The following is a 22953-nucleotide window of genomic DNA, read 5'->3' as shown; positions in this document are numbered from 1 at the left end:
CCTCAACGATTCGGAACTAAACGATTCAAATTGAATATCCTTAAGTTCGGGTAATATTTAAAAAGAGTCAAATGAAGAGTAAAAGTACTAACCGTTTCTGTTAGTATTATCGCAGCGACTGTTCCGAAAGGCCCAAAAAATGGGGCTAAAGCAAAATTAGCCGTTACGTTTAAAATACCTACAGATGTAACAATCTTCGCATATTGCTTTCGTATACCACTTATAAGCATCATTTGTGAAGCTGACATATTTAGGCTAACAATTAAAGGTACAAAGGCTAATAATTTTAGCAAAAGAATTGCATTATGATCGTAATTGCCTACAAAAAAGTAGACTATATAATCAGCTAGGAAAAGAACAAACAAGCCTATAAGTGTAAATAAAGCCGCAAATATGTAAATTTCATTTCTTAGAAATCTTTTTAAACTATCACTTGATACTTCACTAAGCTTACAGGCATATGGATAAGTAGCTTGAAATATTATGCCCGCAATTTGTTTAATTAGTAACATTACTTTCTCTGCTACGGCGTAAGATCCTATAAGGTAAGGAGTTGAAAAAGCACTTAATATTGTTATATTTGAATATATATATAACCCATTCATTGAATTACTAATAAACAATGGCCAACCATTAAGTAGTTTATGTTTAATAATATTAACAGATGAAATTGGCAGAGTTCTAATTTGTAATTTTGATTTTATAAATAAGTAAATAAATGGCGCTATGATTATATCTCCTAGTCCCCAAATAAAATTTACATATAAAAAATCCTTAGCCGAGTGTATAATCAAGAATATGCTTATATAGACGATAACTTTACTAATAGTATTGACAAAAGCCATTTCTTTCATATGCTCAGTACCAACTAAGAGCCACTGAGGTATCATTGTTTTACCAATTGTTATCGTAAAAGATATAAAAAAAAGCGATCTATACTTTATAAATAGTGGAATAGTAAAAGAAAAACAAAAGAGTAATATTGCACTGGTTAATAATAGAAATACACGTGTCCAAGTTACATCATTATATAATTTTGTTAGCTCATAAACATTATCTCTCTTAATAGAAGCTTCCTGAGTAGCATCGATGTTGAAGCTGTAATCTACTAAATAGCTAAAGTACATCATTATACCTTGCGCCATCACAGTTACACCGAACAAATCAATTCCAAGTATTCTAATTAAATAAGGCGTTATTAGTAATGGAGAGATAAGAGTTATCAGCTGGCTAGAACCAGAAAAAAAAATATTTTTGCTAAGTTTAATTATATCCCCTTCAGAATAGTTTTGAAAAAGGTTTCTGTTCTTGATTCTATCTAATACAGACTTTAATGAAGTCATAATTACAAAAAAAAAGCTTAAATAATTAAAAAACCCTTAGGTATATGACTTTTTCCCATTTATAAATAGCAATTAATTTTTAGTAAATATGTAATTCTCTTTATCAATTTGTATACCAGAAAACCCACACTTGTTTAATATTTCATACACTTTACTTATACGCTCCTCATCCGGATGTACCTCAATAATAACTTTAGCAGATTTAGGCATGCTATTTAAGGTATTTATTGAGCCTTTCAGGGCATTAATTTCATGACCTTCTACGTCAATTTTTACTAAGAAAATAGTATCAACATCTATCTTTTCTGTTGCAATTATGTTATCTAATTTATTAATAGAAATATTTACATGATTATAATCAAATCGATCGTATTGACCAGTAGATGTATCGATAATATGGCTAACACCCGTATAAGTTGAACTAGTAGCAAACTGTATAGTACCCTCATTATCTGAAAGACCTATATTGTATGATTTTGCCCGTTCTTCCAGGCGATTAATTTTAATATTCTCGACCAGTACAGAATAGGTTTTGGGCGCAGGCTCAAAACTAAATACTTTTACTTTGGGGTATTTTTGGGCTATTATAATGCTATATTTTCCTGCATTTGCTCCAATATCTAAAAACGTGCCATGCTCAGGCAAGGTAAAATATTTCAATAAATTAGCTTCAGCCACAGGGCTGACCGTAATAATATAATCAGACATTTTAGGGATAAAAAACTTCCCATATCTATTTGTTATATATGTATCAACTGGCAATAGAAAACCCTCCAGATCGGACGTTTTCCTGGAAATAATTTTTAATAGCCTGGTAAAAGCCCATTTCTTGTAAGCTAAAGAGCTTTTGTCTATTTTAACCTCGAAAAAATGGTAATAAGTCTCTTTTAGTAAATAGTTTATACCATTTACAATACGAAGTATCATATATTATTGGTTTAGGACTTACTCATTGTAACCATTAATTTTGCTACTTCTTCCATCTTATGCTTGGCTTCCCAATTGAGGTTTCGAAGTGCTTTCTGAGGGTTAGCATGTCCTTCAGCAATATCTGTAGGACGAAACAACGTTGAGTCGGAACGTACATGATCCTCCCATTGCAAGCCTAACGTTCCAAAAACTACATCAATAAAGTCTCGCAATTTATTTGTTTGGCCCGTAGCTATAACATAATCATCAGCTTGATCCTGCTGAAGCATAAGCCACATCGCTTCAATATAATCAGGAGCCCAGCCCCAGTCTCTAGCGATGTCTATATTGCCTAATGTTAGTTTCTCTTGACTACCATTGGCAATACGTCTTGCTGTTGACACTATCTTTTGGGTTACAAATCGTTCAGGGCGTAACGGTGATTCATGATTAAACAATATTCCTGTACTGGCATGCAACTGATAAGCTTCGCGGTAATTGGCAACTTGCCAGAATGCCGCGGCTTTAGCTACACCATATGGACTCCGCGGACGAAAAGGTGTATTTTCATCTGCTGCTGTAGCTCCAGTATCGCCAAAACACTCGCTGGAACCTGCATTATAGAATCGAATAGGCAGCTCGCTAAATCGAATACTTTCAAGTAGATTTAATGTTCCTACACTGATGCTTTCTAAAGTTTCTACAGGCTGATCGAAAGATAAACCAACTGAGCTTTGGCCAGCCAGATTATATACTTCATCAGGCCTTATTTTTAATAAGCTCTGGAGTACGCTCCTAAAATCATGAATGTTTATCGAAACTAAATGAACATCTTGCTGAATACCTAAACGGTTTAGGTTTCTAAATGTCGACATTTGAGCATCCCGCGACCCACCATAAACCTTATACCCTTTATCCAGTAATAATTTTGCTAAATAAGCTCCATCCTGACCAGATACACCACAAACTAATGCCGTCTTCATTTAGCTTTCTTTAAACTGCCTGGAATAAAATAACGCACTAAAAAAGCAGCAAGACCAACAACTATCCCAAAGATAGTAAACCCAATAATAAGGGTCATCCTTTTCGGACCGCTCTTTCGCAATGGAACCCTGGGGGGTTCAAGAACTTGAAAGACTGGTGACTCTTCCTGAACTTTAATACGAGCCTGTTCAAGTTGCTTTGCCAATTCGCTGTAAACACTTTGAGCTAATATATAGTCAGCCTGTAGTCTTTGTTCTTCTATTTTTGCCGTATTTAAAAATAGATTTCTATTTCGATCTCGATAGGCAGATAGTAAATTTTCAGCTTCCTGATACCGACGACGAGAGTTATTAACTTGTTCAGTTAAAAAATCGACCTGCTGACGTGCTTTTCCTGTGCGATAATTGGTAACGTATGTTGTTAAATAATTTAACGTCAAACGGGCAACAGTTGCCGAAACTTTAGGATCGGGCATCCGGCAAGTAATTGTTATAATACCCGATTTTTTATCCATTTCAGCAACAACTTGCGTGTTTATTAATCTACAAAGTTGTTCCTGCTTCAATGTCAATTGTAAGTCAGGCGATTTTTTATCGCTTAATACCTCTTCTCCTTTATTATTTCCACCAAATAGACTTTGAAGGACGCCAGTAATACCTTCCCCGGAAGGTTCTGTTAGATACGTTTGAAGCGTCTGTGTTGTTTTAGCAGAATTAGATATAACTGGCTGGTTAAGTAAATACAAACTAAATGGAACACTTTGAATTACGTCGGGATATAAATCTGGCCGAATGGCCTCTGATGTTCCATTAGCTCCACCCAAGCTAACACCCGCCAAACTAGCAAGAGATCTTAAGTCGCCCAAACCACTCGCTGCAGACTTAAGCTCAGGCATTATTTTTACAACAGCGGTATATTCATTTTTTTGAGAAAATGCATATAAAAAACCAACACAAAAAAAGCCTAACCCCCAGTATAGTATACTCTTTCGACTTCTCTTTAGTATATATTTGATATCACTTAGTCGAATTTCAATACCTTCTTCCTCTTCTTGGTTTCGTGTTCTTTTTATCTCTGTATGTGACATAATGTGGTAAAAAGAGACGCTTAACGTAGTAATAAATTAACAAGCGCAATTGATACGGTAGTTAATAGGGATAGTATACCAAGTCGCTCTGCAACACTTAATTTATTATTATCCAGCGGCTTAAAGGGTATTACAACTGTTGAGCCGGGATAAACTTTAGGGCGAGATGTAATAAAAAGAAAATGGTGTGTGCGGTTTTTACGACCATTCGGATAAACGATGTAAGACTTCCCCTTTCTCGCATTATCGGTAAACCCTCCCGCTTCGCTTACATAATCGTTAAACCCATAATCTGCTTTATAGCTAACAACACCTGGATTCAGAACAGCCCCCTGAACAGCAACAACTTCCTGTCTTTGAGGTATATACAATGAGTCGCCATCCTGAACCAGCAGATTTTCTTCAATTCCAGAACTCGCCAGAATATTGCTCAAATCATTCGCAATAATTCTACCTTTTCGTCTAAACTGTGCTCCCGGCAGATAAGCCTGCGGTTTTAGCCCCCCTGCTCTCTTTATTACGTCACTAATACGCTCAGCCCGGCTAAAAATAGAGTAATTACCTGGCTGCATGACCTCCCCAAAAATATACACCTGCTGCTGGGATTCATAATTCACAGAGGTACGAACATAAACAATATCGAATGGACGAAGTCTGAATTCAGGAGAGGTACCTTCTAAAGCGGTAATCTGCAAGTTACGATCTATCGAAAATCGATGAATTTCCTGTAATGTCGTACTGATTCCAGCTGAATCCTGCCTGATCCGTCGAGCGACTTCGATCAGATTGGGTTTAGCTCCTTCCTGGAAACCACCTGCCTGCGCAATTAGGTCAGCTACACTCATGTTCAAGACATATTCAACTGTATCTGGCTTATTGACAGCACCTTCAATGGTAACGTAATACGGTTCGCGCAAATCCCGAATGGATAAGACCGTTAAGCTATCTTGCCGCATCAGAGGAATATCCGCAATTTCGCCACGCATCAGCTTGCCCAGGTCAAATGATAGATTCTCCCGATCCATATCGGGGCGTTCACGAATAATCGAAGCGCGGTTCGTAAACGCATCCTTACGGAGACCATCTGCCCGATTGATCAGTTGACGAACGGTTTCTAAACCGGGCTCAAGTGCATAATCACCGGGACGCATGACAGCACCCGCTACCTGAACTCGATTCTCATACCGTTCCAGAATCTTTCCAACCTCATATTTGTCCCCTTTCTGTGGGATGAAATTCTTAATTTGATCTTCTGTAATGGTAACAATTCGTCGCTCACGGTTGGTATTGCGCCGAAGCGTAATCGCAGCCCGATACGCATCGTCGGCAAAGCCTCCGGCAAAACTTAGAAGCGTTTGAAGGGTTTCTCCAGGCAATACTTCAAAAATAGCCGGGCGACGAACTTGCCCCGTCAGTTCAACACGCGTTTCGTAATCAGCTACCCGAATGACGTCCTGATCCCGCAACTGAATATTGTCGCGCTGATCGGCCCGCAGAATAAAATCATATAAATCAATTGTCCGCACAACTCGATTACCACGAATCACGCTAATCTTACGAAACGACCCTGTTTCTGGATTTGGCCCTCCTGCTAAATACAGCGCATTAAATGCTGAGCCGAGAGAGGAAATCGTATAAGTACCAGGTCGGACTACCTCACCAACCAATGTGACCCGAATACTACGAATATTTGTCAGGGTAAGGTTGGCCGTCGTATTACTACCCGGTGTGCCTAAACCCTGATAGCCTCCCTGCCGTAATCGGGCAATGATACGCTGCTCAGCCTGCTCAATAGTCAATCCACTTACAAAAATGGGAGCCAGATTAGGCACCTTCACAGTCCCGTCCGGGCTAACTTTTAAGAGGAACTCGCCTGTCGATGCGCCGGCAATGTCGATGCGAATTTCGTCGTCAGGGCCAACTACATAATTACGGGGTGTGGCAATACGTAAATTGGGTTCAAATGATAAATTGGCGTTCTCGAACAAGGCAGCCCCGAATACGCGCAGTTTTCGGCTGGTATCTTTACGCGTTACGAATAAAGAGTCTGATCGACGGGAAAGGTCTGAAGGAAGGGTCCGGCCCGTTGTTTTTGAATCAACGGAGGTTAAACTTAAAGCACCGGATGTTTTGGTACGGATCGCGTCAATACGCTTCCGCATCTTGGCAATATCGTCCAGCGTATAGCCCTGCGACATGGCAGCCTGCTCAATCTGTGCTTCTGAAAGGCCACTAGCCTGGGCGCGTCGATAAAAACTTTCTACTTCATCATCCGTTAGCTGATCGACCCGCGAGCGAGGATTCTGAGCGAAGATTTCGTACGATCCTGTCAGTAAAAATAGCAGGACAACAGCATGGAACAGGTTAATACGATGAGGAAAACGTGACAATTTGTCCTTAGTATGCATGAACAGTGGCTGTTGGGCCGAAAATTGAACTGCAAAAGTAATAGATTCCTTTCAAATCATCATTCCCTTATAATAAGGTGTCTGTGCAACATGGTCTTACCTTGTAGTCCCACGTTAATGCACTAAATTTGTAGAAAAAAAGCCGTCAGTCGATAGTCGTTTGTCCTTGACTTATCTCCTGTCGACTAACGGCTGACGACTAACGACTAGCAAAATGATTAACCTCATAGCGAAACTTTTCGGTACCAAATCCCAGCGGGACATTAAAGAATTGCTCCCTTATGTGGAAAAGGTAAATACCGAATTTGCCCGGTTAAAAGATCTGTCCAATGATGAATTGCGGCAGGTTTCGGCCTCTCTTAAAGCTCAGATCTCTGATGAGTTAGCGGATATTGATAATCAACTCACCGAGCTTAAAGAACAGGCAGGGAACCCAGAAATCGACGTCAACGACAAAGAGCAGCTCTTCAACCGGATTGATAAGCTCGAAGCTGAACGGAATACTGAACTGGAACGCGTTCTGCTGGATATTCTCCCTCGCGCTTTTGCGGTTGTCAAAGAAACAGCCCGTCGATTTACCGAAAATGAACAACTTACCGTTACGGCTACCGACTTGGACCGTGAACTGGCTACCCGAAAGAAAAACGTAGTCATCGATGGTGATTTGGCTCACTGGGCCAATCGCTGGGATGCGGCCGGATCACCCATTAAATGGGATATGGTGCATTACGATGTTCAAATCATTGGGGGGGTTGTGCTACACCAGGGCAAAATTGCTGAAATGGCAACTGGTGAAGGAAAGACTCTCGTAGCTACGTTCCCAGCCTTTCTGAATGGTCTGGCTGGTCAGGGAGTTCATATCGTAACGGTCAATGACTATCTGGCCAAGCGTGACTCCGAATGGATGGGGCCCCTGTTTGAATTTCATGGCTTACGCGTCGACTGTATTGATAAACACCAGCCGAACTCCGAACAGCGCAAGCAAGCTTACCTGGCAGATATTACATACGGCACGAACAATGAATTCGGCTTCGATTACCTCCGCGACAATATGGCGCGCGAAACAGGCGAACTGGTTCAACGCAAACACCACTACGCCATGGTCGATGAGGTGGACTCCGTCCTGATCGATGATGCCCGGACCCCGTTGATTATTAGTGGCCCGGTTCCGCGTGGTGATGAGCAGGATTATATCGAATTAAAACCCCGGGTAGCTCGTGTGGTCGAAGCACAACGGAAATTAGTATACGACTTTCTGAATGATGCCAAGCGGAAAATTGCTGCTGGCGATGAAAAAGAAGGAGGGCTATCGCTATTCCGGGCACATCGGGGGTTACCTAAGCACAAGCCACTGATCAAGTTTTTGAGTGAAACCGGCAATAAAGCGCTGCTTCAGAAAACGGAGGCAATTTATCTGGCCGAAAACCAGAAGTTAATGCCTGAGGCCGATGCTCCTCTTTATTTCACCATTGATGAGCGGCACAACAGCATTGATCTTACCGAAAAGGGGATTGACTACATTACCGGCTCGGGCGAAGATCCAAACTTCTTTATCCTACCCGACCTATCAATTGATCTGAACGCGATTGATAAAGATGCTGATTTTTCGGAGCAGGAGAAATTACTTCATAAGGAAGCCGTTATCCGTGATTACTCCGTTAAGACCCAACGGATCAACACCGTCAATCAGCTTCTGAAAGCATACTGTCTGTTCGAACGGGATACTGAATACGTCATTATGGACGGAAAGGTAAAGATTGTGGATGAGCAAACGGGCCGGATTATGGAAGGTCGGCGGTGGTCAGATGGCTTGCACCAGGCTGTTGAAGCAAAAGAGAACGTTAAGGTAGAAGATGCTACCCAAACCTACGCCACCGTTACGCTCCAGAACTATTTCCGCATGTACCATAAGCGGGCAGGTATGACAGGTACGGCCGAAACGGAAGCCTCTGAATTCTGGCAGATTTACAAAATGGACGTAGTAGTGATTCCTACTAACCGCGCCATTAGCCGGAAGGATGAAGAAGATAAAGTGTACCGTTCGGTTCGTGAAAAATACAATGCCGTCGTTGACGAAATTACCAGTCTGGTCGAAAAGGGTCGTCCGGTCCTGGTCGGTACGACTTCGGTCGAAAACTCTGAATTGCTCAGCCGTTTACTTACGCTCCGCAAGATTCAGCACCAGGTTCTGAATGCTAAGTATCACCAGCGCGAAGCCGAAATTGTTGCTACGGCAGGTTTACCGGGTACGGTTACCATTGCGACGAACATGGCGGGTCGGGGTACGGATATTAAACTAACCCCCGAATCACGGGCAGCCGGAGGCTTGGCTATTATCGGTACCGAGCGCCATGAATCGCGTCGGGTCGACCGTCAGCTGCGTGGGCGTTCGGGTCGTCAGGGCGATCCGGGTACGTCGCAGTTCTTTGTTTCGCTGGAAGATAGCCTGATGCGTTTGTTCGGTTCCGAACGGATTGCAAAGGTTATGGACCGTATGGGGCTGGAAGAGGGTGAAGTCATTCAGCACTCGATGATTACCAAATCCATCGAACGGGCGCAGAAGAAAGTGGAAGAAAACAACTTCGGGATTCGGAAACGGCTGCTTGAGTACGATGACGTGATGAACTATCAGCGGGAGGCAATCTACAAGCGCCGTCGGAATGCCCTATTTGGTGACCGTTTACCGCTGGATATTGCCAACACCATGTACGATGTGGTTGAGGAGGTGGTTAATAACTCTGAAGGTAACTATGAGGAGATTAAACTTCAGTTACTGACTACGCTGGGTTTCTCGCCCGAGCTGAGCAATGAAGAGTTTAACCGTCTGAAGAAACCTGATCTGACTCGCCGTATATACGAAGAAGCTGAAGCGCATTATCAGGCCAAAAATCAGGCCATTGCCGAAAAAGCATTACCCATTCTGACTCAAGTATTGAATGAGCAGGGGCATCAGATCAAAAACATCGTAGTGCCGTTCTCCGATGGTATCCATGAGTTGACCGTCGTGTCTGACCTGCGCAAAGCGGTCGACTCGGGCGCTCGTGAAATCGTGACAGAAATGGAGAAAGCAGTCACGCTATCGGTCATTGACCAAGAGTGGAAAGAGCACCTGCGTGAAATGGACGATCTTAAGCAATCGGTACAAAATGCCGTTTTTGAGCAGAAAGACCCCTTGCTGGTGTATAAGTTTGAATCGGTAGAGCTATTTAAGCGATTCCTCAATAAAGTCAATTTCGACACGATTAGCTTCCTGACCAAGGCCGATATTCCAGCCCAGGAGCCAGAAGAAGTGCAGCAGGAAATCCGCCAGGCGCCCGCTCAACACCGCCCACAGCCGCAGCCAAAGCTGCAAACGAATGCACAGGACTTCAGCGACGATCACCTGGCCACCGGCCCGGAAGAGTATGCACGTCGTATGGCCGAAAACGATGCGATGGGTGCAGGCGCTCCGCCTATGCCTGCTCAGCGGCAGGCGCCAGTACGAGTAGCTAAGCTTGATCGGAATGCCCGTGTAAACGTACAGTATGCAGATGGCTCGGTAAAACGGGATGTGAAGTTTAAAACCGTCGAGAACGATGTGATCAGTGGCAAAGCCATGCTCATCGACTAAACCCGTCTGCAATTAGTCAGTAAAATGCCCGTCGACCCCTGTGTTTGGCGGGCATTTTTAATGGCTCATTTTTCGATTTCCGGCACACTTTATGAACAGGTAAAAGGCGGTTTGCAGACACTTTCCGGTAAACAGAATCGTTATTGGTACAGCATGCGTTACATCTTTTTTGCCTTACTTTTTACTGGACTCCTGTCTTTTTCACCCCAGGTCGACCCGATCAGGCTGCAAACAGAATCGTTACCGATTGTTCCAAAAGAATTTTATATCGCCAGAGTGATTGATCAGCGCTCAGACCGGGGCCCGATTGCCCGGTTAGCCCTGAACCTGAATCAACCACCCTTACCTGTCGATCTGGAAGGGGGTATGGCGGGCAGTTTTCAATCCTTCATCAACCAAAGCCTGAAGCAGAATAAAGCCTTACGCCCGATCGGGCTACGGATACGGGAGTGTAAGGTACTCGAAACAGCCAGTGGCAACCGGGTCAACGGGCAATTTTCGTTCGATGTTGATTTCGAACTTCTTGGCAAGGATGACAATGGCACCGAAACCCTTACGCACCTGATGGATTACCGGGGCGGTACGAAGTATGTACGCCCAATGGGCCAGACAGCCATCATTGAGTCGTCGATACGGCAGACGCTGGTAGCTGCCCTTCGTCGGTTCAACGAATACATGAATCGGGAGAGTAACCAGAATGAGAAACTAGCGAAAACTCTGCGCGTCAATTTTATCGACGATACCCGAATTACCGATGATGATACCGTGCGCTACAACACCGCTCGTAAGCTAACCTGGAACGATTTTAAAGCCGAGCCGCGTAAGGGGAGCCATTACGCGGCCGAAGTATTTACCAGTTTTTCGTATGAAGGTAAAAGCTCGGTAAAAGATGGAATCATCACGCTGAATCTGGTAGCGAAAGCCTATATGCTGAAAACCTCATCGTGGGGCCGGAGTGATGCCCGTAATGCCTATTCGCTCAATCACGAACAACGCCACTTCGACATTACCAAAATTATTGTGGAGCGATTCAAACGTAAGTTAGTGGCCGATAGCCTCACCCTGGAAGATTACAACAGCATTGCCCAATACAAGTTTATTGAGTCGTTCAGGGAACTGAACAAAATGCAGACCCAGTACGACGACGAAACCAATCATAGCATCAATCAGGCGGCTCAGGAACGCTGGAACCAAAAGATAGATGCCGAACTACGAAGTTTGGGGGTTATTAAATGAAGAAAATCCGTGTTTTGCACATTAGTACAGCACACCCCGCTCAGGACCCCCGAATCGTTTTCAAACAATGCCCTGCCCTGGCCGAACTGTATGACGTCTATTGTGCATTACCCCGCGCCGACACTACCCGGTCTGGCACCATCCAGTTTATTCGTTTGCCATACTTCAGTCGCGTAATCTGGCGAGCCTTATTTGCCAGTCCCTATGCTTTGCTCCGAGGGTTATGGATTCGTCCGAAACTGGTGCACGTGTATGTACCCGAATTTTTGCCATTTGCTTTTGTCTTTCAGCTTTTAGGCGCTAAAGTGATTTATGAAGTGCAGGAAAATCTGTACAAGAAAATGCACTTTAAAACCCTCAATCGGGGGCGCTTGCTGGAAAAAGCCTTTTACAAAATCGACCAGTTTGCGCGTAAGCATTGCTATCTGATTTTCACGGAACATGCTTATCTGAGTACGTACACGCGCTTGACCAAACCCTATGAGGTGATTTACAACTACCCATTACCCAGCTTTCTGGAGCCGTTTCGGGCGCCGTATCGACCCCACCCCAAACAGCCTTCTTTTTTTTACATTGGCTTACTTAGTTTCGAACGGGCTTTCGATACCCTGGTCGATGCATTGGTTCAGCTAAAAACCAGTTATCCCGAGTTTGTCGTGCATTTGTTTGGGAATCGAACGTTTACCGATGATGATCTGGCCAGACTTCCCCAATTCGACAATGTAAAAACGAATCTACAATTCTATGGCTACACCGATCAGCGAGAAGCCTTCCGATATGCTGCCGGAGCCACTGCCGGTCTAGCCCTACTAAAACCTGTAGGCGATTATCCCGATTCGTATACAACCAAATTATTTGAGTACATGGCGCTGGGTCTGCCTGTTGTCACCTCCAACTTTCCACTTTACAAACAGGTCGTTGAACGGCACCGATGTGGTTTGTGTGTATCCCCAAACGATCCGGCTCAAATTACCGATGCACTCAGGTATTTGATCGAGCATCCCGACGAAGCCCGGTCCATGGGCCAACGAGGGCGTGAAGCGGTCGAGCAGTATTTTAGCTGGACCCAGGAAGCTAAAAAGCTACTTAGTTTTTATGAGCTAGTCCTCAGATAGCAGTCAATATGATTTATTTAACCAATTAACAGGACATATCGAATACTTTATGGTATTGTTCCAATGTGGAATACTACGTTTTCCCGGAAGGATTTAACTTTAGACGTTAATTAAGGGTTATCTTCGCATAGCCCAACTTATTTGGCCTAATGTATATACATGCAGTAAGCCATTACCTTCCAACAGAGGTAGTTGGCAACGAACACTTTACCCAGCTCAACGGATTATCCAGCGACTGGATTATTGAACGTACCGGAATCAGGGAGCGACGTAAAGCTGCTCCCGGTGAAAATACCAATACGATGACCATCGAAGTCGTAAAACGACTTCAGGAAAAAACCGATCTCTCGACTATCGATTTAATTGTAGGTGCTACGTATACACCTTACGATACCATCGTTTCGCTCGCTCACGAAGCTCAGCATTATCTGGGAATTGCCGACATTCCGGTTATTTCCGTATCGACAGCCTGTTCATCATTACTCAATGCCATTGAAGTTGTTGAAGGCTATTTTGCGCTGAACAAAGCTACTCGTGCCTTAGTGATTGTGGCAGAGCACAACACGCTCTACTACAACGAACAGGATACGATTTCGGGGCATTTATGGGGTGATGGTGCGGCCGCTTTGTTAATTACTAAGGAGCGACAAAGCGAGGCCGATTTCTCGATTAAAGCCTTACTGACTGGCGGAGCGGCTCATACGCCCAAAGCGACTACGGGTGTAATGATGCGCCCAGCCGATGGGGGGGTTACAATGCCTCACGGGCGCGATGTATTTATTAATGCCTGCCAGTATATGCCCAAAGCCAGCCTACAGGTGCTGGAGCGTTGCGGACTTACCCTGGCTGATGTCGATTATATACTGCCTCATCAGGCTAATCTGCGCATTTCCCGCAATGTCATGAATACGCTTGGCTTACCTGAAGAGAAATTGATTTCCAACATCCAGCATTATGGCAACACAGGCTGTGCGGGTTGTGCTATAGCGCTTTCGGAACAGTGGAATACTTTCCAAAAAGGCCAACACATTGTCGTCACCGTATTTGGTGGAGGCTACTCCTACGGGGCCATGCTGGTCGAAGTATAAGTAGCGCGGCCCTCTGAGAGGGCCGCGTTCTGTTAAAATTTTGCTTTACCCGAATCCAGAAACGCGACAAAGTTGGCCACGTCGCGGTCGTAATTCTTAGGCGGCACCAGCAATTTACCTTCGCTGTTGACCAGGCAGTAATGCGGTTGCGCGTTGTTGTTGTATTTTATGATTTGCAAATCCGCATTCTGAGCGCCAATCGTCTTCTTAACCTTCTGATCATACGTTGACGTATACCACTCCGACTCCGGCAGTTCGGTTTTGTCGTCGACATACAGGGCCAGCATCACAAAATCATTTTGCAACCGAGATAAAACGGCTGGATCCGACCAGACACGGGCTTCCATTTCGCGACAGTTGACACAACCATGCCCGGTAAAGTCGATAAAAACAGGCTTGTTTACCTTTTTGGCATACGCCAGAGCTTGTTTATAGTCGAAAAAGCCTTGCAAACCGTGTGGCAGGTGAAACAGGTCGGCATATTTCACATTCTCTGTAATACTACCCCCAGTTGGCCCGTTGCTCGCTGATCGTTGCCCATGCAGATTAAAGTCCTGCGAGGTTTCAGGAGGCAGATACCCGGAAAGCGCTTTTAAAGGGGCTCCCCATAACCCTGGAATCATATATACTACAAATGAAAAAGTTATAATAGCGAGCAATAGCTTCTGAACACTAATAACTTTCACTTCACTATCGTGGGGCAACCGAAGCTTGCCGAGGAAATAAAAACCGATCAGGGAGAAAATCACAATCCATATTGACAGGAATACCTCGCGATCCAGCAAATGCCAGTGGTATACCTGGTCGGCTACGCTCAGAAACTTAAGCGCCAGAGCAAGTTCCAGAAAGCCCAGCACAACCTTTACTGAGTTGAGCCATCCACCCGAACGGGGTAAGTTCTTCAGCCACTGTGGAAAGGCAGCAAACAACGTGAAAGGTACTGCAAACGCCGACGAGAAAGCGGCCATGCCCAGAATTGGTTTTACAACCTCTCCCCCAGCCGATGCCACCAGCAAACTACCAACTATGGGACCCGTACAGGAGAAGGAAACCAGCACCAATGTAAACGCCATAAAGAACACGCCCAGAATTCCGCCCTGCTCCGACTTCGCATCCGACGCATTGATCAGTGAGTTAGGCAATACAATTTCAAACAGGCCCAGAAACGACAGGCCAAAAATGAAGAAGATGGCAAAAAACAACACATTCGGAACCCAATGCGTACTGACAAAGTTGGCAAAAGCCGGGCCGTTGAATCGCGACACCACCGTACCAACGAGCACGTAAATGCCAACAATAAAGGCTCCATACAACAATGCTTTCCACTGCCCCCCTTTTTGATTGGTAAAAAAGCTAACCGTAGCCGGAATAATAGGGAATACGCAGGGCGTGAGCAGGGCCACTAAACCCGACAGGAAAGCCGCTACCAGAAACCCTCCCAACGATTCACTGGATGCCGACTTGGGCTCAGCCAATGAAAGGTCTGCCTTTGGAGCCAGATCGGTGGTCTGCGCTGGCAACGTTGGCGCTCCTGCCACAACCGTCGTCGAAGCCGGAGCGGTAGCTACCGCAGCCGTCTCATTCGTTGGCGCTGTAGCCACAGAACCCGATTTAGGCGTTTCGGCTACCGCAGTTGATGTACTGGCAGGGCTGGCAGTAACCTGTATTCCTGTAAAGGAAAAGCTGTCATCGCCCGGAATACATTGGCCATCTTTATCGGTACAGGACTGAAAACTGACCGTGCCTTCGATAACTGGTTTTTCGGCTAAAACCCGCACCCGTTGCGAAAACTGCGCCATACCATGCATCAGGTAGGTATCGCCCTCAAATACTTCTTCGTATTTGGTTTCGACTTTACTGATCGGTTTCACTTTCCCAACCAACTCATAGGTTTTGTTGGGCGTAAACTTAAATTCCGTTGGCAAAGGCCCCTCCACCTTGGGATTTACATCTGACGAATAAATATGATAGCCATCTTTAATGGCTGCCGTAAATCGAAGCTCAACAACGTCGCCTACTTTGGCCGATGACTTCGTGGCTTTATAGGTCCAGGTAACTGGCTTAAGTAATTGAGCGAATGTAGCCAGGGGAAGCAATAGGCCCACCACAAGCGTAAGAATAGATTTCATACCACTCCGGGTAAATAATGGTTCTTTTTTAGAACAGAAATACTGCAAAAATATTTCCATTAAATAAGAATAGTCGTTAATCGACAGTGATTTTGCTCTTTTCACCTCGATCAACGACTATATAGTATGCCTGAATTACGTATAAGCTATCGACTATACAGTATGGGGTTCATGTCGTCCTGGGGTTTACTGCCGATCGGTAAGCTAGCCAGCCAGGTAGTATGGTCGGCAACCTGATAGTGATTTCGTGGCTGGCTGATGATCTGATCCTTGTCCATATAAATCATAGTCATCACTTTTCGAGGACGATCGGATCGATTCGGCCCAGCCCGATGAAATGTCCAGCCAGCATGGTAGCTAACTTCGCCCAGTTCAAATGGGGTATCGTTCATGCTGAAATTCTGTCGCTGTAGTTCATCGGCCAGCACCTGTTCGCTTTCATCGCTAATTTCAATATCACGGCCAATTTCAACGTGCTGACTTCCTTCGGCAAAAGCAAGCGGCCCCATTTCCATAGGCGTCTCCTGAAAAGGAATCCAGACGGTAACTGTTTTGGGTGATGCCAGCGGCCAGTAAAACTGATCGGCATGCCAGGGTGTAATGCCCCCCGATGGCTCCTTGTATAAAGCCTGGTCATGATAAAGCCGTACACCCTCTACTTCCATCAGGTCAGCAGCGATTTTAGCCAGCCGTTTGGAAAAAACGAACTCTCTGGCCTGGTCATCTTCGCGCCAGAGGTTCATGATTTGCAGAAACGCCCGCTCGTAGGTTGTGCGCTCTTCCATAGGTTTAATTAGCGTGTTGAGCCGAAAGACCAAATCGGTGATAATGGCTCCATAATAGTCCAGAACAGCCGGGCTCAACACATGCTTCAGCTTTACATACCCGTTTTTACGGTAAAATTCGACGGCTTCCGGGCTAACTGCGTACGGCTGATCGAGTTCGTTCAGCAAAAGAGATTTATCGGCCAGTGATTCCATAGGTTTAGCAAAACAAGTTGAATCCATAAGGCAAAATTGAATCATGTCTACCATTCTGGCGTAAGGCCAGCGACCCCATTTTTGTCAAAACAAAACTTCCCGAACGTTTGAACATTCGGGAAGTCTAACCTTATACATTATCATCAATCATTAATCACTGCCAATGCCCTTCTACCCAAACCGGACCACGACGAGTTTGTTGCCAATGTCCCGGCGACCAGGCGGTGTACCGTCCGGGCGCTAGCCGATACGAGCCCCCTACCCAGCGGTAATCCCGCCCCCGACGCACATAGTGGCCTGGCACCCAAACATGTCGGACCGAAGGTGGAGGTGGAATCCTTTCGACGCGGGCAGCCGGAGGGCCCTGCACAGTGGTTGTGGCGGTACAGGCCGAAACCAGCGCCAGACAAACAAAACTTACTACTGCCAATACATTCTTTTTCGTTTTCATAGCGTTAAATACTTGAATTATATAACGTTACACTACCAATGAAAACTAACTACGTAGTGTTTGTACTCGTTGTTCTTTTTAATCAGATTATAAGTTGACTAAAAGGTTTAATCAAAAACAAAACTCATTCCCACAATAGCCAGAATGGTTTTGTTGGTTTTGTCAGGAAATTCTTCCTTATTTCACCATTTTCCGCCGTACCTTTGCTGTATAACTATCTGGCTGTTCGCCCATTGACAAGTACTGTTTTTATAAGATCGAACCAGCAGATAACCAACACAATAAATCGATCATTCTGATGACAACCGCTACCACCACCCGCGATACGCAGGTGTTTGATCTGATTGCCAAAGAACAGCACCGGCAGGAATCGGGTATTGAATTGATTGCTTCTGAAAACTTTGTGTCGCCCGCTGTCATGGAAGCGGCTGGAAGTGTTCTCACCAATAAATACGCCGAAGGCTTACCCGGAAAACGGTATTATGGCGGATGCGAAGTAGTTGACCAGATTGAGCAAATTGCCATTGACCGCGCCAAAGAATTATTCGGCGCAACCTGGGTAAATGTACAGCCCCATTCGGGTGCCAACGCCAACACGGCTGTTTTTCTGGCCTGCCTCCAACCCGGCGATACCATTCTGGGCTTTAATCTCTCGCACGGGGGGCACCTCACCCACGGTTCGCCCGTAAATATTTCGGGTAAATATTTTCGGCCGACCTTCTACGGCGTTGAGCAGGAAACTGGCGTTATCAATTATGACGTAGTCGAAGAAACCGCTAAACGCGAACGCCCTAAAGTACTCATCTGTGGTGCTTCGGCCTACAGCCGGGATTGGGACTATGCCCGTCTGCGTGCTATTGCCGATGAAGTAGGAGCTCTGCTGCTGGCCGATGTGTCGCACCCCGCTGGTCTGATTGCCAAAGGGCTTTTGAACGATCCCCTGGCATATGCGCACATCGTAACCACGACAACCCACAAAACCTTACGAGGTACTCGTGGGGGTATTATCATGATGCGGAACGACTTCGAAAATCCATTTGGTATAAAAACCCCGAAAGGCGAAACCCGCTTAATGTCATCCCTACTCGATTCAGGTGTATTCCCTGGCACGCAGGGTGGCCCCTTGGAACACATCATTGCGGCCAAAGCCGTTGCGTTTGGTGAAGCGTTGAGCGACGACTTCTACGATTATGCTGTTCAGGTGAAAGCCAACGCGCAGGCGATGGCAGCGGCCTTCCTGAGCCGTGGGTATCAAATCATTTCGGGCGGCACCGACAACCACCTGATGCTGATTGACTTACGCTCGAAAGGACTGACGGGTAAACTGGCAGAAAATACCCTGATCAAAGCCGATATTACGATTAATAAAAATATGGTTCCGTTCGATGATAAATCACCGATGGTAACGTCGGGAATGCGCGTCGGAACGGCAGCCATGACCACACGCGGCCTGAAAGAATCGGACATGGAGCAAATTGTCGTATATATCGACAAGGTGCTGATGAACCATGATAACGATTCGGTTCTAGCTACCGTTAAAGAAGAAATCAACGAGTGGATGAAAGCATTTCCGCTCTATAAAAGTTAATTGTGAATGATTGAATGATAGAATGAATCAATAGCTATTGAGTTGTTTATTTATTCTATCATTCAATCATTCAATCATTCGCAATTAAAACAATGCCACTCGACCAACTGACTGACGAAGAGATTGATTCTGAAGGTAAGGAAATGTCCTTTCTGGATCATCTGGAAGAACTGCGCTGGCACATTATCCGCTCGGCCGCAGCCATTCTGGTTTTTACGATTACGGCCTTTATTTTCATCGACGATATTTTTGAATATGTGTTGCTGGGGCCTGCCAAAACGGACTTCTGGACGTACCGACAGATGTGTAAACTGGCTGATATTACGGGCTATGCCGATCTGTGCGTTAAAACTCTGACGTTCAAGTTGCAGGCACTGGGTTTATCAGACCAGTTCACGATGTCGCTTACATCATCCTTTTTTGTTGGGTTGAGTTTTACCTTCCCGTATGCGTTCTGGGAGCTTTGGCGCTTTATAAAACCGGGTCTTCGTCCGGTAGAGAGACGGGCCGCCAGAGGGGCCGTTTTCTACGTATCGTTGCTGTTTGCGCTGGGAGTTCTATTTGGATACTTTATCGTTTCTCCACTGGCTATCAACTTCCTAGTCAATTATACGCTCTCCAGCAAGATTGAAAACAACATTGACATTACGTCATATATCTCGGTTATAGTAACCCTGGCTTTAGGCTGCGGACTTATCTTCCAGATGCCGATTATAGCCTTCGTTCTGTCGAAAGTAGGCGTACTGACCCCCGCCTTCATGCGCGAGTATCGTAAGCATGCCTGGATTGTGATTCTGGTGGTAGCAGGTGTTATTACCCCCTCACCCGATATTTACAGCCAGGTGCTGGTTGCCCTTCCACTCGCTCTTTTGTATGAAATAAGTATTGTGGTTTCAGGCAGAGTTCAGCGTATGCGCGAAGAAGACCGTAAAGAGTTGATGCAGTCCTAAACAGTTCTTACGAACGTAAAAAAAGCCCTTTCTGTAGAAAAGGGCTTTTTTTACGTTCCAGCGATTCTCGTATCTTTACCTAAACGCCAAAAATGTACGCAGGTTGTAAAGAAAATACGACTGAATGACGATCAGATCGAAGCACTTGGACGTGGTGAACTCGTTGCTAATGGAAACCCTTCAGGAATTAGTGTTCGTAGAGCCTTCGGCCAAAGAAGGTATTGTTTGCCGCCAAACTAAGCAGCCCAACGCCTGGCTCGAAACAGCGTATTCTCTGCCCGAACAAGTCGTCGATATGAATGGCTTTCAAATCCCACTCAGCGAAATTTTTGCAAACTTGCCTGACGAATAAATTATGCCTCAATACGATTTTCGAAAATACCATTATCGCTCCATCAACGCGGCTAATGATGCCGAACGAGCCGCCATCAATCAGGAGTTGAAAGACTTGTACGCTTCACTGCCCGATGATGAAAAAGCAGATTTCAATCGCCAGCTACAGACGTTTCTGACCAAAGAAATGGGTCGGCTAAAGTCTGATTATGAATCGGTGAAAGGTAGTTTCAGCGACAACTGAAAGCCATATAACCTGGTTTCAACGCTTAAATCATACCTCTTGCCTTCAGTTCCAGATACTTATTTATGGTAGTAGCCGTCAGGTTTTGCGGTGCTGTCAGAATTGTCTGAATACCGTACTGACCCAGTTCCTTCACGATCTGACGTTTTTCATAAGTAAACTTCTCGCCAATCGTTTTGAGATAAATAGCCTCTGTATCGGCGGCCGGTTCAGTAAGTAACGTTCGGAGTTCGGTATTTTCAAAGAAAATAACCAGAAGCAGGTGGTCCTTGGCTAATCGACGCAAATACGGCAACTGCCGATGCATGCCGCTTACGGTTTCAAAATTAGTGAACAGCAGCAGCAGACTCCGTTGCCGTATGTGCGCCCGAACGCTCGCATAAAGGTTTTCGTAATCGGTTTCCAGAAAACGGGTCTTCTGCCGATACAGTAATTCCAGAATTTTCAGCATCTGCCCCGACCGGCGGTCGGCAGGTAAGAGCTGGCCGATATGATCGGAAAACGTCAGAATACCAGCTCGATCCTGCTTCATCAGCGCAATATTGCTCAATACTAAGCTGGCATTGATGGCATAATCGAGAAGGGTTAATCCTTCAAACGGCGACTGCATGACCCGGCCCTTATCGATCAAGCAATATATCGGCTGTGATCGCTCATCCTGAAAGGCGTTGATCATCAGCGCAGTGCCCTGCGGATCGCTCCGACGGGAGGTAGCTTTCCAGTTTATGGTCCGAACGTCATCGCCGGTAGAATACGGACGCACCTGCTCAAATTCCATACTGTGGCCAATACGCCGAATCCGCTTAACGCCCACTTCCGTGAGTCGGTTGGTAGCAGCCAGGAGTTCGTACTGGCGCATCTGTAAAAACGACGGATACACGGCAATCATCTTTCCCTGCTCAAACTGATACCGCCGTTTCAACAGCCCTAAAGGTGATAGAACAAATACATTGACAGCCCCAAAACTATACTCGCCCCGGCGTGTTGGACGAAGTTCATAACGGATCGCCTGCGTTTCGCGGGGATTCAGGCGGGCGCGAAATAGTACATCGCGCCGTTGAAACTGAAACGGAATTTCATCGATCACTTCCACATCAGTCCGAAACGTATACCGATTTTCGAGGTAAATCGTCAGTGGGTTTTCATCGCCATTCGATAAGCGTTCCGGCAATTCACGACGGGCAAAAAAGGCGTTTTTAGGCCGGAACAACAACCACATATCCATACCGATCAGCAGCATAAACACCGCAAACACGATCTGCATCAAAGGAAACAAAATCGGAAAGGCATAAGCCGCTACAAACAGCAGAACAATAGCAATCAAACTAAACCAGAGTCGGTTGGCGATAAACAGGGCGCGGATCAGTTTCAACGGCTCAAGGGTTTAAGTTTTTGAATAGCAGCTTCAATTTGGCCTTCGTAAGCAGCATCGGGCTGTTCGTAATAAAAATCACGTTCAAACGGTTGAGTCTGCACAAAAAATAAGGCATCCCGAAAAGCTGTAAGGGCTTCTTTGGTTCGGTTAAGTTGCTGGAGTGCACAACCACGATGATAATGAGCCATAGCGCTTTTCGGATTATTTTTCAGGGCATTATCTAAGTCATATAATGCCTTTTCTGGTTGCTGGACGGCCAGGTAAGAAACAGCCCGAGCCACTAAATAGCGGTAATCGACCCATTCTAGTCCGTTGCGTGCTTCTCGGTTATGAATAGCTACCGTATAAGCGTCAATAGCCTGTTTGTATTGTTTAAGCCCAACATAGGCTCGTCCTTTCAGGTAATTTACGGAATAATCATCAATCGGGTCATCGAGTCCTGGGGTCTGAGCATCAAAAGCTTCCAAATAGTTGCAAGCTCGCTTATAATCTCGCAGGAAAAACAAATAGCGCCATCCTATCCGCCCCTGGCTTTTGGGGTTAAGTAATGCCGCTTTTTCATAATCAGAAAATGCCTGATCGTAATTACCTAGTTTTAACGAACTTAATGCTTTTCCTTCCAAAAGCTCTGCTCTTTTAAGGCTATCCTTAGCTGCTAAAACAGCCATAGTCAGCCAATCCTGCAATCGTTTACTGCCTTCCCAGGGCACAGGTGTATTGTAGCGGCTATTGCTGGCTAATGTAGCAGCCATCCATTGAAACGATTGCTTGTCCTGAGCGAAAGCCATCAGCGAACTCAAGCTAACCAGTAAGACTACCATTACTTTCATGGAAAAATCTCAGTTATTAACACTGTGAGCAGTTTTAGGGCTTGATTTGGCCAAAAGCAAAAAGGGTCGTAAGCTTGAAATCCCCATTTCATTCCCTACGACCCATGAGCATCGAAGCGATTCTCAAGCCAATATTGGCTAAACTTTTCAACGTGAACAAGCATCAGCGCACTTTTCTAACTGAACTCTTCTCTGTCTTATTAGGCAGACAGGGACGGGCTACGTTTGAAAATCTGGCTCGCTACTCCCGATTTACTGAACTTACTTTTCGCCGACACTTTGCCACTTGCTTC

19 protein-coding genes are annotated in these 22953 nt (G+C 45.3%); 9 read left to right on the top strand and 10 right to left on the bottom strand.

The genetic code is table 11. The features are described 5' to 3' along the window. Window positions 1–2 precede the first annotated feature (2 nt). From B153_RS0112070 to B153_RS0112050, 5 genes are all read right to left on the bottom strand, one after another. The gene (locus B153_RS0112070) at window positions 3–1343 is read right to left on the bottom strand and encodes an oligosaccharide flippase family protein (protein ID WP_020596969.1); all 1341 of its coding nucleotides are present in this window, start codon (window positions 1341–1343) and stop codon (window positions 3–5) included. A gap of 72 nt (window positions 1344–1415) precedes the next feature. Continuing rightward, window positions 1416–2270 (bottom strand): FkbM family methyltransferase, encoded by an 855-nt coding sequence (locus B153_RS0112065; RefSeq protein WP_020596968.1) that lies wholly within the window; start codon window positions 2268–2270, stop codon window positions 1416–1418. A gap of 11 nt (window positions 2271–2281) precedes the next feature. Beyond that, entirely contained in the window at window positions 2282–3235 is a 954-nt protein-coding gene (locus B153_RS0112060) for a GDP-mannose 4,6-dehydratase (RefSeq protein WP_020596967.1), read from the bottom strand. Beyond that, window positions 3232–4323 (bottom strand): hypothetical protein, encoded by a 1092-nt coding sequence (locus tag B153_RS0112055; RefSeq protein WP_020596966.1) that lies wholly within the window; start codon window positions 4321–4323, stop codon window positions 3232–3234. The genes B153_RS0112060 and B153_RS0112055 overlap by 4 nt, the downstream gene beginning before the upstream one ends. A gap of 20 nt (window positions 4324–4343) precedes the next feature. After that, entirely contained in the window at window positions 4344–6731 is a 2388-nt protein-coding gene (locus B153_RS0112050) for an SLBB domain-containing protein (RefSeq protein ID WP_020596965.1), read from the bottom strand. Between the two features lie 214 nt (window positions 6732–6945). Here B153_RS0112050 and secA point away from each other — a divergent pair, with 214 nt between their 5' ends. The 4 genes from secA to B153_RS0112030 all read left to right on the top strand — a co-directional run bounded on the left by secA (window position 6946) and on the right by B153_RS0112030 (window position 13780). Further along, window positions 6946–10341 (top strand): preprotein translocase subunit SecA, encoded by a 3396-nt coding sequence (gene secA, locus B153_RS0112045; RefSeq protein WP_020596964.1) that lies wholly within the window; start codon window positions 6946–6948, stop codon window positions 10339–10341. Window positions 10342–10365: 24 nt separating this feature from the next. Next, entirely contained in the window at window positions 10366–11577 is a 1212-nt protein-coding gene (locus tag B153_RS0112040; protein WP_020596963.1) for a hypothetical protein, read from the top strand. Next, on the top strand, window positions 11574–12692 hold the full coding sequence (locus tag B153_RS0112035; RefSeq protein ID WP_020596962.1) for a glycosyltransferase: 1119 nt from the start codon (window positions 11574–11576) through the stop codon (window positions 12690–12692). The genes B153_RS0112040 and B153_RS0112035 overlap by 4 nt, the downstream gene beginning before the upstream one ends. 149 nt (window positions 12693–12841) lie before the next feature. Beyond that, entirely contained in the window at window positions 12842–13780 is a 939-nt protein-coding gene (locus B153_RS0112030; RefSeq protein WP_020596961.1) for a 3-oxoacyl-ACP synthase III family protein, read from the top strand. 32 nt (window positions 13781–13812) lie between these two features. On the opposite strand, the gene B153_RS0112025 is transcribed toward B153_RS0112030, so the two are convergent. From B153_RS0112025 to B153_RS0112015, 3 genes are all read right to left on the bottom strand, one after another. Next, the gene (locus B153_RS0112025; protein WP_026262099.1) at window positions 13813–15909 is read right to left on the bottom strand and encodes a cytochrome c biogenesis protein CcdA; all 2097 of its coding nucleotides are present in this window, start codon (window positions 15907–15909) and stop codon (window positions 13813–13815) included. Between the two features lie 146 nt (window positions 15910–16055). Further along, entirely contained in the window at window positions 16056–16889 is an 834-nt protein-coding gene (locus B153_RS0112020; RefSeq protein WP_020596959.1) for a phytanoyl-CoA dioxygenase family protein, read from the bottom strand. A 154-nt stretch (window positions 16890–17043) separates the two neighbouring features. After that, window positions 17044–17340 carry a YXWGXW repeat-containing protein gene (locus B153_RS0112015; RefSeq protein WP_020596958.1) on the bottom strand — a complete coding sequence of 99 codons (297 nt, stop codon included), beginning with the start codon at window positions 17338–17340 and terminating at the stop codon, window positions 17044–17046. Window positions 17341–17638: 298 nt separating this feature from the next. Here B153_RS0112015 and B153_RS0112010 point away from each other — a divergent pair, with 298 nt between their 5' ends. The 4 genes from B153_RS0112010 (at window position 17639) to B153_RS0111995 (ending at window position 20455) form a co-directional block, all read left to right on the top strand. After that, window positions 17639–18928 carry a serine hydroxymethyltransferase gene (locus B153_RS0112010; protein WP_020596957.1) on the top strand — a complete coding sequence of 430 codons (1290 nt, stop codon included), beginning with the start codon at window positions 17639–17641 and terminating at the stop codon, window positions 18926–18928. A gap of 92 nt (window positions 18929–19020) precedes the next feature. Then, on the top strand, window positions 19021–19878 hold the full coding sequence (tatC, locus tag B153_RS0112005; protein WP_020596956.1) for a twin-arginine translocase subunit TatC: 858 nt from the start codon (window positions 19021–19023) through the stop codon (window positions 19876–19878). A 124-nt stretch (window positions 19879–20002) separates the two neighbouring features. Continuing rightward, window positions 20003–20230, top strand: a complete 228-nt coding sequence (locus tag B153_RS0112000) for a hypothetical protein (protein WP_020596955.1) — start codon at window positions 20003–20005, stop codon at window positions 20228–20230. 3 nt (window positions 20231–20233) lie between these two features. Continuing rightward, window positions 20234–20455 (top strand): hypothetical protein, encoded by a 222-nt coding sequence (locus B153_RS0111995; RefSeq protein WP_020596954.1) that lies wholly within the window; start codon window positions 20234–20236, stop codon window positions 20453–20455. 25 nt (window positions 20456–20480) lie between these two features. Here B153_RS0111995 and B153_RS0111990 read toward each other — a convergent pair whose 3' ends face one another. Continuing rightward, the gene (locus tag B153_RS0111990) at window positions 20481–21827 is read right to left on the bottom strand and encodes a DUF58 domain-containing protein (RefSeq protein WP_020596953.1); all 1347 of its coding nucleotides are present in this window, start codon (window positions 21825–21827) and stop codon (window positions 20481–20483) included. Next, the gene (locus B153_RS0111985) at window positions 21824–22498 is read right to left on the bottom strand and encodes a tetratricopeptide repeat protein (protein ID WP_211221668.1); all 675 of its coding nucleotides are present in this window, start codon (window positions 22496–22498) and stop codon (window positions 21824–21826) included. Before B153_RS0111985 ends, B153_RS0111990 begins: the two co-directional genes overlap by 4 nt. Before the next feature lie 266 nt (window positions 22499–22764). Between B153_RS0111985 and B153_RS38220 the strand changes: the two genes are divergently transcribed. Next, on the top strand, window positions 22765–22953 hold a 189-nt coding region (locus B153_RS38220; RefSeq protein ID WP_425423145.1), incomplete at its 3' end, for a hypothetical protein.

The sequence above is a fragment of the Spirosoma panaciterrae DSM 21099 genome (genome assembly GCF_000374025.1).
Classification (GTDB): domain Bacteria; phylum Bacteroidota; class Bacteroidia; order Cytophagales; family Spirosomataceae; genus Spirosoma; species Spirosoma panaciterrae.
The sequence above is the reverse complement of the archived record's forward strand: the minus strand, read 5'-3'. Positions and strand labels throughout refer to the sequence as shown.

Coding starts and splice junctions, on each gene's coding strand:
- B153_RS0112070 (WP_020596969.1), bottom strand. CDS start 1,343: ATGACTTCATTAAAGTCTGTATTAGATAGAATCAAGAACAGAAACCTT.
- B153_RS0112065 (WP_020596968.1), bottom strand. CDS start 2,270: ATGATACTTCGTATTGTAAATGGTATAAACTATTTACTAAAAGAGACT.
- B153_RS0112060 (WP_020596967.1), bottom strand. CDS start 3,235: ATGAAGACGGCATTAGTTTGTGGTGTATCTGGTCAGGATGGAGCTTAT.
- B153_RS0112055 (WP_020596966.1), bottom strand. CDS start 4,323: ATGTCACATACAGAGATAAAAAGAACACGAAACCAAGAAGAGGAAGAA.
- B153_RS0112050 (WP_020596965.1), bottom strand. CDS start 6,731: ATGCATACTAAGGACAAATTGTCACGTTTTCCTCATCGTATTAACCTG.
- secA (WP_020596964.1), top strand. CDS start 6,946: ATGATTAACCTCATAGCGAAACTTTTCGGTACCAAATCCCAGCGGGAC.
- B153_RS0112040 (WP_020596963.1), top strand. CDS start 10,366: ATGCCCGTCGACCCCTGTGTTTGGCGGGCATTTTTAATGGCTCATTTT.
- B153_RS0112035 (WP_020596962.1), top strand. CDS start 11,574: ATGAAGAAAATCCGTGTTTTGCACATTAGTACAGCACACCCCGCTCAG.
- B153_RS0112030 (WP_020596961.1), top strand. CDS start 12,842: ATGTATATACATGCAGTAAGCCATTACCTTCCAACAGAGGTAGTTGGC.
- B153_RS0112025 (WP_026262099.1), bottom strand. CDS start 15,909: ATGAAATCTATTCTTACGCTTGTGGTGGGCCTATTGCTTCCCCTGGCT.
- B153_RS0112020 (WP_020596959.1), bottom strand. CDS start 16,889: ATGGAATCACTGGCCGATAAATCTCTTTTGCTGAACGAACTCGATCAG.
- B153_RS0112015 (WP_020596958.1), bottom strand. CDS start 17,340: ATGAAAACGAAAAAGAATGTATTGGCAGTAGTAAGTTTTGTTTGTCTG.
- B153_RS0112010 (WP_020596957.1), top strand. CDS start 17,639: ATGACAACCGCTACCACCACCCGCGATACGCAGGTGTTTGATCTGATT.
- tatC (WP_020596956.1), top strand. CDS start 19,021: ATGCCACTCGACCAACTGACTGACGAAGAGATTGATTCTGAAGGTAAG.
- B153_RS0112000 (WP_020596955.1), top strand. CDS start 20,003: ATGACGATCAGATCGAAGCACTTGGACGTGGTGAACTCGTTGCTAATG.
- B153_RS0111995 (WP_020596954.1), top strand. CDS start 20,234: ATGCCTCAATACGATTTTCGAAAATACCATTATCGCTCCATCAACGCG.
- B153_RS0111985 (WP_211221668.1), bottom strand. CDS start 22,498: ATGGCTGTTTTAGCAGCTAAGGATAGCCTTAAAAGAGCAGAGCTTTTG.